An 11,040-nucleotide genomic window follows, 5' to 3' on the forward strand; every position below is an offset into this window, starting at 1 on the left:
GCCGCCGTGCCCGCGGCGCCCGCGCCCGGGACCATCGGGAGCGTACGGCGTGTGCTGGGCGAGGGCGGTGCCCCGGAGACGCTCGCGCCTCGGATCGCCGCGGCCCTCGGGGAGGGCGCGGAGGAGCGGCTGCGTGCCGATCCCTGGCAGTTGCTGCGCGTGAGGGGCGTACGGCCGGAGCAGGCCGACGGGTTCGCGCGCGCCCTGCTCGGCACGGAGTGCGGTCCGGACGACGAGCGGCGCGGCCGGGCCCTCACCGTGTGGCTGCTGGAGCAGGCGGCCCTCGCCGGGCACACGGCCCTGGACGCCCCGGAGCTGACCGCCGCCCTGGCCCAGCGGGCGGTGCCCGACCCCGAGGCGGCCCTGCACGGCACGCTCGCGGAGGGCGAGGCCCTGGCCTTCCAGGACGCCCCGGCCACGGACGAGGAGGGTGAGCGCCCGGTGCGCGTCCTCGTGGGTCTGGAGCGGTACGCGCTCGCCGAGGAGAGCCTCGCCGACGGACTGGCCCGGCTGATCGGCTCCGTACCGAGGCAGAGCGGCTCGTCCGAGGACTGGGAGAGGGCCGCCGCCTCCGCCCGGGGCTCCGCCGCCGAGCTGCTCCGCGCGGTCGCGGGCCACGGCCTGGTCCTGCACACGGGAGGTGAGGCCTCCCGTGCGGAGCCCGCCCGGCTGCTGGGCGAGGCGCGGCGGCTCGGGCTGCGCGCGTGGGCCGCCGCCCACGGCCCGCTCGGCCGGGACGGGTTCGCGGAGCTGCTGCGGCGGTCCCAGGAGGCCGGCGGGCCGTCCGGGACGCCCGCGCCGCCCGTCGCCACGGTGGCCGGACTGCTGTCCGGCGCCGAGGGCCCCGGCCGGGAGGACGACGGCTCACTCGCCCTGGACCTCCTCGTCGTGCTCGACGCCCCCCAGCTGGACGTGGAGTCCGCGGCCCTGCTCGTGGAGTCGCTGCCGGACGGCGCCCGGCTGGTGCTGGCCGGGGATCCGGGGGTGCTGTGGTCCGCGGGACCCGGGCGGGTCTTCGCTGATCTGCTGGCGGCGCGGGTCTGTCCCTGCGTCGCCTCGCGCGTACCGGACCCGGGCCCGCTGGGCGAGCTGGTCTCCGGCATCGGCGCCGGCGAGCTGAGCGAGGTGGCGGCGCCCGGCAGGGAAGTCGTGATCGTTCCGGTGCGGGACGCGGGCGAGGCCGTGCACCGGACCGTGCAGCTCGTCGCGGACTCGGTGCCGCGGGCCATCGGCGTTCCGGTCGAGCAGACGACAGTGATCACCCCGGGGCACGGCGGCGCGGCCGGCACCCGCGCGCTGAACGCGGCGCTGAAGGCACGGCTCAACCCGGGCCCCGGCCGCTTCGGCGGCTTCGACCCGGGCGACCGGATCGCCTACTCCCCCGCTCCGGGCCGTACGCTGCCCGGTCACGTGGTGAAGGCCGACGCCGAGGGGCTGCACCTGTCCTGTTCGGGCGCCCCCGTGGTCGTACCGAGGGAGCGGGTGGAGACGCAGGTGCGGCACGGGTGGGCGCTGACCGCGCACCAGGCGGTGGGCGGCCGGTGGCCCGCGGTGGTCGTGGTGCTGCCCGGCGACGCGGCGCGGGCGCTCAGCCGGCCGTGGGTCTACACGGCGTTCGGCCGGGCGAGCCGCCATCTGTCCGTGGTGCACGGGGCGGAGCAGGCGCTGCCGAGGGCCGTGGCCGAGGTGCCGGCGGAGCCCAGGACGACCCGCCTGCCCGATCTCCTCCGCACGCAGACGCAGGCGGCGGAGGAGGAACGGGCTGCGGGCTGAGACGGGGGGAGGCCCCGGGGCGCGGCCGCCGCCGCTCAGCGGTCGGTCGCGTCCAGCGGCTCCAGGTCCTCCTCGTCGTCGAGTCCGGTGCCGAGATCGTCGTCGTCGAGATCGCCGTCGACGCCGTCGATGTCGTCGTCCTCGTCGTCGAAGACCGCGCTAACGTCGAAGCGGCAGACGACCCGCTCCGGGTCGACGTGCTCGAAGGGCGCCTCCAGCCAGTCGCCCGGGTCGGCGGGCTCGTCCGCGGCCGTGACCCACAAGGTGGAATCGCCCTCCTCCAGGCCGAACTCGCTGTGCCGGGAGGCGATCTCGTCCGGTTCGAACTCACCGAACAGGGTGCCGAGCGCCCCGGGCACCGTGCCGGAGGCGTTCCCGCCGATGCCCGTGCCGGCCACGGTGTCCGCGGCCTCCACCCGCTGGGCCTGGGCCAGCAGCCGGTGCGGCTCGGCCACGGTGTAGTCGCGGCGGATCAGCACGCTGATCGCGTGCGGTTCCTCCGGGCCCGTGTACGGCGGCAGCGAGTCGTCACCGGGGATCTCGAAGGGCGTGACCTCGTCGTAGCGGTCGTAGAGCAGCTCGTCATACGCCTCCGCGGCCGCGGCCAGCTGGTTGAACGCCTCGTAGACGGCCGGGTCTTCCTCCCCCGACTTGCGTTCGACCGCGGCCAGGTGGCGGTCGAGCGCGGTCTTGACCGCCTCGGCGGCGGCGCGTACCTCGGCAGCGGTGGGCTGCGCAGCATCAGACATAGAGCAGACGCTATCCGTACCGGGCCCCAGACCGCACAATGGGTGCGATGCCGGAATACGAATTTGTCGACGTGTACGTACCGCGCGGGGTCTCCCGCAAGGAGACGGCACGTCTGCTGACGGACCACGCCGAGTACGGACACTGGGAGTTGTACCGTCTGAGCCTGCTGCGCGACGGCAGCCGCAGGGTGCGGTTGCGCCGGCGGATCATCCGCCAGGTGCGTGCCACGTGGTGAGCCGGGACGGCCGAGCCGCAGCGGGCCCCGCGGATGCGGGGCCCGCTGCGGCATGCGCGCCGTAGGCGCTGGTCACCGGGCGGTGGCCCGGGCCCTGCGGTACAGCACGGCGCCCGCGAGCAGTGCTCCCGCGCCCACCGGCAGGACGGCGCTCATGGGCAGGTCGTTGCCGGTGTGGGCGAGCTGCGCCCGGCTTCCGGGCGCGGTGACGGAGTGCGCGCCCGGCTGGTTCACGTGCGTGGAACCGCCGGGGGTGCCGCCGCCCGGGGCGGGGGGCGCGGCCGGCGTGCCGGGGTGGGCGGGAGTTCCCGGCTGACCAGGGGTGCCGGGGTGATCGGGGTTGCCGGGCGTGCCCGGGTGCTCGGGCGTCCCGGGGTGCTCCGGCGTGCCCGGGTGCTCCGGCGTGCCGGGGTTCCCGGGCGTGCCCGGGTGCTCGGGCGGGGTCTCGTGGCCGCCGCCCGGAGGCGTGCGGTGGTGTCCTCCGCCGCCGTTGCCGCAGTGGTTGCCCATGGCCGGGTTGCCCACGCCGATCACGTCGACGCTGTTGCCGCAGACGTTGACGGGCACGTCGACCGGCACCTGGACGTGGTTGCCCGAGCCCACGCCCGGCGAGCCGCCGGTGTGCCCACCGGCATGCGAGCCGCCGTGCCCGGAGCCGTGGTGGCCGGAGCCCTGGTGACCGGAGTCTCCGTGCCCTCCGGACGAGTGGCTGCCGCCCTGGTCGGCGCAGGTGTTGCCCACCGCCGGGTTGAGCAGCCCGACGACATTGACCGTGTTGCCGCAGACGTTCACCGGCACGTGCACCGGCACCTGCACCGTGTTGCCGGACAGCACGCCCGGCGAGCCGGCCGCGGCGCCGGCCGCGCCCGCGCCGGCGTGGGCGTAGCCGCTCGCGGCGGCGATCACGCCGGTGGCTGCGGCCACGGTCATCAGGCCCTTGCGGGTGACCTGTCGCATATCGCTGAATCCCTGCCTTCGGCCTCTTCGGCCTTCTGGAAACTTTTCGGCTTTCGGTTTTCGATCTTCGAAAAACCTTCCGGAACGCGTCTTCGCCCGGCTGGAAAGCGCCGTCGCGGACGCGCGGAAAACCGGCCGGCCCCGGAGCGCATGGCGTGCGCTCCGGGGCCGACTGGTTCAGCCCCGTACGGAGTCGATGGAGTCAGACCCTCGCGGGGCGGGGCACGACGTCACTTGTTGATGCAGACGTTGCCGAAGGCGGGGTTCAGCAGTCCGATCACCGAGATCGTGTTGCCGCAGACGTTCACCGGCACGTGGACCGGCGCCTGCACGACGTTGCCGGAAAGGACACCCGGGGAGTGCACGGCGGCACCCTGGGCACCGGAGTCGGCGGCGGCCACACCGGCGCCCGCAAGAACCAGCCCACCGGTGGCAACCGCGGCAGCGACGACCTTCTTGATCATTATTCCTCCTCGTTGGCAAAAGCGATCTCTCTTGGTGATCGCATCATTTGTAACGAGGAGGGAGTAATGGAGCTACGAGCTTATGGTCGCATTCACCCTTCCTTGGGCCCTTCCGCACACGCGGCCGATTATCCAGGGCCGTCCAGCCCCTTTCCGGGCCCGGAAAACACCCGAAAACGCCCTCAGGACGCGTCGATGAACCGGTCGAGCACGCGTACGCCGAACTTCAGTCCGTCCACCGGCACCCGCTCGTCCACTCCGTGGAACATGCCCGCGAAATCCAGCTCCGGCGGCAGCCTCAGCGGCACGAAGCCGAAGCCCCGGATGCCCAGGTCGTCGAAGGACTTGGCGTCGGTGCCGCCGGAGAGCATGTACGGGATGGCCTTGGCGGTCGGGTCCTCCGCCAGCAGCGCGGACTGCATCGCCTCCACCAGGGCCCCGTCGAAGGTGGTCTCGACGGCCTTGTCGGAGTGCACGTCCTCGCGCCTGACCCTGGGCCCGAGGATCCGGTCCAGGTCGGCGAGGAACTCCTCCTCGTAACCGGGCAGGAACCGCCCGTCGACATGCGCGGTGGCCTCGCCCGGGATGACGTTGACCTTGTAGCCGGCGCCCAGCTGCGTGGGGTTGGCGGTGTTGCTCAGGGTCGCGCCGATGAGCTTGGCGATGCCGCCGAGCCTGGCGATCGTGCCGTCCATGTCCTCCGGGTCGAGCTCGGTGCCGAGCGCGTCACCGAGTTCGTCGAGGAAGGCCCGGGTGGTCTTGGTCACCCGTACCGGGAACTTGTGCCGCCCGAGCCGGGCCACGGCATCCGACAGCTCGGTGATCGCGTTGTCCCGGTGGATCATGGAGCCGTGCCCCGCGGTGCCGGCCACGGTCAGCTTCATCCAGTGCATTCCCTTCTCGGCCGTCTGGATCAGGTACAGCCGCCGCTGTTCGCTGACCGTGAAGGAGAAGCCGCCCACCTCGCTGATCGCCTCGGTGACGCCCTCGAACAGGTCGGGGTGGCGGTCGACCAGGTACCGCGCCCCGTACGTCCCGCCGGCCTCCTCGTCGGCGAGGAACGCCAGCACGATGTCCCGCGGGGGCCTGCGGCCGCTGCGCAGCCGGTCCCGCACGACCGCCAGCGTCATCGCGTCCATGTCCTTCATGTCGACCGCGCCGCGCCCCCACACGCATCCGTCCGCGACCTCGCCGGAGAAGGGGTGGTGGGTCCAGTCGTCGGCGTTGGCCGGTACGACGTCGGTGTGGCCGTGGATCAGCAGCGCGGGCCGGGACGGGTCCTCGCCCTCGATGCGGGCCACGGTGGAGGCCCGGCCCGGATGCGACTCGAAGATCTTCGGTTCCAGCCCCACCTCGGCGAGCTTCTCGGCGACGTACTCGGCGGCCCTGCGCTCGCCCGGCCCCGAGTGGTCGCCGTAGTTGCTGGTGTCGATCCGGATCAGCTCGCGGCAGAGGTCCACGACCTCGTCCTCGCCGGTGACGCCCCTGGCCGTGCCCGTCTCGCTCACGCTGCTTCCTCCCACTGTGCGCCGGTCGTCCACCATGTGTTCCGGTGGCCCCCTCATCCTCCCCCTCCCCGCGCCCCGCCCCAAGAGCCCCGGCCCGCCGCCCGCCGCGCACACCGTCCGGCACGCGGGCCGGGTGATCGGGCCCGCCCGAAAGCCTGGTAATGTTTCCTTCGTCGCCGCGGGGAAACCCGCACGACACACACCCCGTCCGGGTGGCGGAATGGCAGACGCGCTAGCTTGAGGTGCTAGTGCCCTTTATCGGGCGTGGGGGTTCAAGTCCCCCCTCGGACACCACATGGAAACGGTGCCGACCTTTTGGTCGACACCGTTTTCTTCTGTTTCCCTCTGCCTGCCGCTTCCTTCCGTCTCGCGGAACTACACGTGCGCCGCCGCCATGTGGTCGGTGAACCAGTCGCGGGCCAGTTCCGTCACCGCTTCCAGGGCGCCGGGCTCCTCGAAGAGGTGGGTGGCGCCGGGGACGGTGGTCAGCCGGCTCTCGCAGTGGAGGCGGGCCCGCGCCTGCCGGTTGAGATCGAGGACCGTGAGGTCGGCACCGCCGACGATCAGCAGCGTGGGGGCGGTCACCGCCGGGAGTCTCGGCTCCGCGAGGTCCGGCCGGCCCCCGCGGGAGACCACCGCGGCGATGCGGGCGCCGGGTTCCGCGGCGGCCCGGAGGGCGGCGGCCGCGCCGGTACTGGCGCCGAAGTAGCCGACGGCCAGGCCTTCCGCGGCGGGCTGGGCGCGCAGCCAGGCGGTGGCGTCGGTGAGGCGGGCGGCCAGCAGCGCGGTGTCGAACACGTTGGCACGGTCCTCCGCCTCCTCCTCGGTGAGCAGGTCGAACAGGAGGGTGCCGAGGCCGGCCTCGTTCAGGCCGGCGGCGACGAAGCGGTTGCGCGGGCTGCGGCGCCCGCTGCCGCTGCCGTGGGCGAAGACCACGACGCCGGTGGCGCCGGGGGGCACGGTCAGGTGGCCGCCGAGCCGTACGGCGCCGGCCTCCACCCCCACCTCCTGGTCGGCCGGGGCGCGGCGGTCTGCCGCCCGGCGGAGCCAGGTGACCACGTCCTCGTCGTCGAGCTGGGCGAAGTCGGCGTAGAACTGGCCGACCGCGAAGAAGTCCGCCGGCGTGGCCAGGCAGACGAGTTCGTCGGCCTCGCCGGCGAGCCGGTCCGTCCAGTCCGGTGGTGCGACGGGGACCGCGAGGACGATCCTCGCCGCACCGCGCGCGCGGACCGTGCGGCAGGCCGCCCGCGCGGTGGAGCCGGTGGCCACGCCGTCGTCGGCGATCACGACGGTCCGGCCGACGACGGCGGCCGGGGGCCGCTCGCCCCGGTAGCGGGCGGACCGCCGCTCGAGCTCACGGCGCTCGCGCTCCTCGACGCGGGCCAGCGCCTCGGGCTGGACGTGAGCCTGGCGCAGCACGTCCTGGCCGAGGACGCGCACGCCGTCCTCGCCGATCGCCCCCATGCCGAGCTCGGGGTGGGAGGGCACACCCAGTTTCCGTACCAGGCACACGTCCAGGGGGGCGCCGAGGGCCTCCGCCACGGCCGCGGCGACCGGCAGGCCTCCCCGGGGCAGGCCGAGCACCACGACGTCCCGGCCCCTGAGGTGTTCCAGGCGGGCGGCCAGCAGCCGGCCCGCTTCGACACGGTCCGTGAAGAGCACCGCCGGGCTCCCTCACTCCCTGGACGACCACAAGGGGGCGGGAGGCGTCGCCTCGGGCGCTCCCATCGCCTCGATGTCGCCGTTGGCGGCGCGCAGCAGTTCGCGGCCCAGTGCGATCAGGGCGCGGCCGGCCGCGAGTTCGTCGCCGATCTCGGGCACTTCCCTGTCGTAGGGGTTGCGGCGGGCCTCCGCGCAGGTCTCCAGGACGTTGTCGCCGGTGTCCAGGACGATCCGGGCGGTGGTGTCCGGGTCGTGTTCGGACAGGTACAGGTTCAGCCGCCACTCCTTGGCGGTCGGAGGCCGGTTGCCGACGGGTCGGGTCATCGTCGGTCCCTCCTCGGCTGTGGTGGGCTTGCGGTGCGGGACGTCCCCTTCCGACATCCTCTTCCACTGTGCCCCCGCCGGGCGCCCGCCGCACGGGGCCCGTCCGGCGCGGGCAGAATGAGGGCATGACCACGCGTTCCTGCCCGTGCGGGCTGCCCGGGCCGTACGAGAAGTGCTGCGGCCGTTACCTCCCCCAGCCTCGAACACGCTCGGCCGGGGGGACCCCCATCGGTGTCGCCGCCGCGCCGACCGCGGAGGCGCTGATGCGGTCGCGGTACTGCGCCTTCGTGCGCCGGGACGCGGGACATCTGCTGCGGACCTGGCATCCGCGCACCCGGCCCGCGCGGCTCGACCTGGATCCGGGGATGCGCTGGACGGGTCTGGAGGTGCTGGACACGACGGGCGGTTCCGCCTTCCACACCAGCGGGACGGTGACGTTCCGGGCGTCCTACCGGGGCGGTTCGCTGCACGAGCGCAGCCGGTTCGAGCGGGTGGACGGGGCCTGGATGTACGTGGACGGGGACTTCCCCGACGCGTAGGCGACGCGTGGGCGGAGCGGGCGGCCGGTGTCTACGGCGCCAGGATGTCCAGTTCGTGCAGGGCGCCGACGGTGATCTCGCGGGTCAGCTGTTCGGCGCGCTCCGCGTCGCCCGCGCGGACCGCCTCGGCGACCTGGACGTGGAGGGTGACGGCGGCGGGGTCGGGGTCCTCGAACATGACCTCGTGGTGGGTGCGGCCGGCCAGGACCTCGGCGACGACGTCGCCGAGGCGGGCGAACATCTCGTTGCCGGAGGCCGTCAGGATCACGCGGTGGAAGGCGATGTCGTGCACCAGGTACCCCTGCAGCCGATGGCCGCGTGAGTTCGCCACCATGCCGAGGGCGCACTCGGTGAGTTCGGCGCACTGCTCGGGCGTGGCGTGCTGGGCGGCCAGGCCGGCCGCGACCGGCTCGACCGCGGAGCGCAGCACGGTCAGGGAGCGCAGTTGCCGGGGGCGGTCGGCGCCCGCCAGGCGCCAGCGGATGACCTGCGGGTCGTAGACGTTCCACTCCGTCCGGGGCAGCACGGTCACGCCGACGCGGCGGCGTGAGGCGACCAGGCTCATGGACTCCAGGACGCGGACCGCCTCGCGCATGACGGAGCGTGACACGTCGAAGCGCTGGGCCAGCTCGTCGGTCCGCAGCACGCTGCCCGGCGGGTACTCGCCCGCGGTGATGGCGGGGCCGAGGGTGTCCAGTACGCGGCCGTGCAGCCCTCGGCCCGGTGTGCTCATGCACTCAGAGTACGGCGTGGATCAAGAAACCAAAAAGTCAGACTTATATGTCACACACTCTTGAATTTGTCGTACCTATGGGTTTCAGTATGGCGGACGTCGGATCCCGGCGTCGCATGTCGAGGAAGACAGCGAGGCAGTGATGCGCACCCCCCACGTCGTCGTGGTGATGGGCGTCGCCGGCACGGGCAAGACCACGATCGGTCCTCTGCTCGCCGCCCGGCTGGGCGTCCCGTACGCCGAGGGCGACGACTTCCATCCGGAGGCCAACATCGCCAAGATGACGGCCGGGATCCCGCTCGACGACGACGACCGGTGGCCGTGGCTGGACGCCATCGGTGCCTGGGCGCACGAGCGGGCGGGGCTGGGCGGGGTGGTGAGCAGCTCGGCGCTGAAGCGGTCGTACCGCGACCGGCTCAGGGCCGCGGCCCCCGGAATCGTGTTCGTCCATCTGACGGGCGACCGGGAGCTCGTCGAGGACCGCATGGCGAACCGCCGGGGTCACTTCATGCCGACGGCGCTGCTGGACTCCCAGTTCGCCGCGCTGCAACCGCTCCAGCCGGACGAACGGGGCGTCGCGGTCGACGTCTCCGGCACTCCCGAGGAGATCACCGCGCGCGCCCTGGCCGCGCTGGACGACCTCGACAGCTTCACGCAGCCGACCGAGACGCGCCCGTCCCGGCGGTAACGCCTCTCCCCCACGGTCTCCGACTGCGGCACACCTGTCCCCGACACCCCATTTCACCTGCAAGGGAACACCCGTGACCAGACTCAGCGTCGAGATGCTGGCAGCGGACGCGCCCCCGCCGATCACCTCGGCCGGACAAGCTCAGCTGGGCATCGCCGTCCTGGCGGGCATCGCCGTCATCGTCTTCCTCATCACCAAGTACAAACTGCACGCCTTCCTGTCACTGACCATCGGGTCACTGGTGCTCGGCGCGATCGCCGGGGCGCCGCTCGACAAGGCCATCACCAGCTTCACCGCCGGCCTCGGCTCGACCGTCGCCGGCGTGGGCGTGCTGATCGCCCTCGGCGCGATCCTCGGCAAGATGCTCGCCGACTCCGGCGGCGCCGACGAGATCGTCGACACGATCCTGGCGAAGGCCGGGGGCCGGGCGATGCCGTGGGCGATGGTGCTGATCGCCTCCGTGATCGGCCTGCCGCTGTTCTTCGAGGTCGGCATCGTGCTGCTGATCCCGGTGGTGCTGATGGTGGCCAAGCGCGGCAACTACTCCCTGATGCGCATCGGTGTCCCGGCGCTGGCCGGTCTGTCCGTGATGCACGGCCTGATCCCGCCGCACCCCGGCCCGCTGGTCGCGATCGACGCGGTGAACGCCAACCTGGGCGTGACGCTGGCGCTCGGCATCCTGGTCGCCATTCCGACGGTGATCATCGCCGGTCCGCTGTTCTCCCGGTTCGCGGCCCGCTGGGTGGACGTCCCCGTCCCCGACCGGATGCTGCCCCAGCGCCCGTCGGAGGAGCTCGAGCGGCGTCCCGGCTTCGGTGCCACGCTGGCCACGGTGCTGCTGCCGGTGGTCCTGATGCTGGCCAAGGCCCTGGTCGACATCGTCGTGGACGACCCCGCGAACATGACCCAGCGCGTCTTCGACATCATCGGCTCCCCGATGATCGCGCTGCTCGCCGCCGTGCTCGTCGGCATCTTCACGCTGGGCCTCCCCGCCGGGTTCGGCAAGGAGCGGATCGCGCGGACCGTCGACAAGAGCCTCATGCCCATCGCCGGCATCCTGCTGATCGTCGGCGCCGGCGGCGGCTTCAAGCAGACGCTGATCGACTGCGGTGTGGGCCAGATGATCCTGGACATATCCAAGGACTGGTCGATCCCGGCACTGCTGCTGGCCTGGCTGATCGCGGTGGCGATCCGGCTCGCGACCGGCTCGGCGACCGTGGCGACCATCTCGGCGGCCGGTCTGGTCGCCCCGCTCGCCGCCGACATGTCGACCACCCACGCCGCCCTGCTGGTCCTGGCCATCGGCGCCGGCTCGCTCTTCTTCAGCCATGTCAACGACGCCGGGTTCTGGCTGGTGAAGGAGTACTTCGGCATGAGCGTCGGACAGACGATCAAGAGCTGGTCGGT

General features: G+C 73.1%; 12 protein-coding genes and 1 tRNA gene. 6 read left to right on the forward strand and 7 right to left on the reverse strand.

Translation table 11 applies throughout. The annotated features are described in order from the left end of the window. The coding region (locus RH94_RS11550) for an ATP-dependent DNA helicase (protein WP_234425698.1) at positions 1-1,773 on the forward strand (1,773 nt) is incomplete at its 5' end. Positions 1,774-1,808: 35 nt separating this feature from the next. Here RH94_RS11550 and RH94_RS11555 read toward each other — a convergent pair. After that, positions 1,809-2,522, reverse strand: coding sequence for a hypothetical protein (locus tag RH94_RS11555; RefSeq protein WP_073947513.1), 714 nt, complete (start codon positions 2,520-2,522; stop codon positions 1,809-1,811). Between the two features lie 47 nt (positions 2,523-2,569). On the opposite strand from RH94_RS11555, the gene RH94_RS11560 reads away from it, so the two are divergent. Further along, the gene (locus RH94_RS11560) at positions 2,570-2,758 is read left to right on the forward strand and encodes a DUF5703 family protein (RefSeq protein WP_030244084.1); all 189 of its coding nucleotides are present in this window, start codon (positions 2,570-2,572) and stop codon (positions 2,756-2,758) included. Between the two features lie 72 nt (positions 2,759-2,830). Here the strand turns inward: RH94_RS11560 and RH94_RS46320 are convergent, their stop codons facing one another. The 3 genes from RH94_RS46320 to RH94_RS11575 all read right to left on the reverse strand — a co-directional run bounded on the left by RH94_RS46320 (position 2,831) and on the right by RH94_RS11575 (position 5,687). Further along, the gene (locus tag RH94_RS46320) at positions 2,831-3,715 is read right to left on the reverse strand and encodes a chaplin (protein WP_073947514.1); all 885 of its coding nucleotides are present in this window, start codon (positions 3,713-3,715) and stop codon (positions 2,831-2,833) included. Between the two features lie 230 nt (positions 3,716-3,945). Then, on the reverse strand, positions 3,946-4,179 hold the full coding sequence (gene chpH, locus RH94_RS11570; RefSeq protein ID WP_073947515.1) for a chaplin ChpH: 234 nt from the start codon (positions 4,177-4,179) through the stop codon (positions 3,946-3,948). A 182-nt stretch (positions 4,180-4,361) separates the two neighbouring features. Then, a complete protein-coding gene (locus RH94_RS11575) occupies positions 4,362-5,687 on the reverse strand; it encodes a M20/M25/M40 family metallo-hydrolase (RefSeq protein WP_073947516.1) in 1,326 nt (441 codons plus the stop codon). A 206-nt stretch (positions 5,688-5,893) separates the two neighbouring features. Here RH94_RS11575 and RH94_RS11580 point away from each other — a divergent pair. Then, positions 5,894-5,981: transfer RNA gene (locus RH94_RS11580), tRNA-Leu, on the forward strand. Between the two features lie 81 nt (positions 5,982-6,062). Here the strand turns inward: RH94_RS11580 and RH94_RS11585 are convergent. Beyond that, positions 6,063-7,349, reverse strand: a complete 1,287-nt coding sequence (locus RH94_RS11585) for a phosphoribosyltransferase family protein (RefSeq protein WP_073947517.1) — start codon at positions 7,347-7,349, stop codon at positions 6,063-6,065. A gap of 12 nt (positions 7,350-7,361) precedes the next feature. Further along, the gene (locus RH94_RS11590; protein WP_073947528.1) at positions 7,362-7,673 is read right to left on the reverse strand and encodes a dsRBD fold-containing protein; all 312 of its coding nucleotides are present in this window, start codon (positions 7,671-7,673) and stop codon (positions 7,362-7,364) included. Between the two features lie 125 nt (positions 7,674-7,798). On the opposite strand from RH94_RS11590, the gene RH94_RS11595 reads away from it, so the two are divergent. Then, positions 7,799-8,212, forward strand: a complete 414-nt coding sequence (locus tag RH94_RS11595) for a YchJ family protein (protein ID WP_073947518.1) — start codon at positions 7,799-7,801, stop codon at positions 8,210-8,212. Between the two features lie 31 nt (positions 8,213-8,243). Here RH94_RS11595 and RH94_RS11600 read toward each other — a convergent pair whose 3' ends face one another. Next, complete coding sequence (locus tag RH94_RS11600) at positions 8,244-8,945, reverse strand: FadR/GntR family transcriptional regulator (RefSeq protein ID WP_073947519.1); 702 nt, start codon at positions 8,943-8,945, stop codon at positions 8,244-8,246. Positions 8,946-9,087: 142 nt separating this feature from the next. Here RH94_RS11600 and RH94_RS11605 point away from each other — a divergent pair, with 142 nt between their 5' ends. Continuing rightward, complete coding sequence (locus RH94_RS11605) at positions 9,088-9,633, forward strand: gluconokinase (RefSeq protein ID WP_073947520.1); 546 nt, start codon at positions 9,088-9,090, stop codon at positions 9,631-9,633. A gap of 73 nt (positions 9,634-9,706) precedes the next feature. Beyond that, positions 9,707-11,040, forward strand: a 1,334-nt coding sequence (locus tag RH94_RS11610) for a GntP family permease (RefSeq protein ID WP_073947521.1), incomplete at its 3' end; no start/stop codon positions are given.

The sequence above is a fragment of the Streptomyces kebangsaanensis genome (assembly GCF_001906585.1).
GTDB classification, from domain to species: domain Bacteria; phylum Actinomycetota; class Actinomycetes; order Streptomycetales; family Streptomycetaceae; genus Streptomyces; species Streptomyces kebangsaanensis.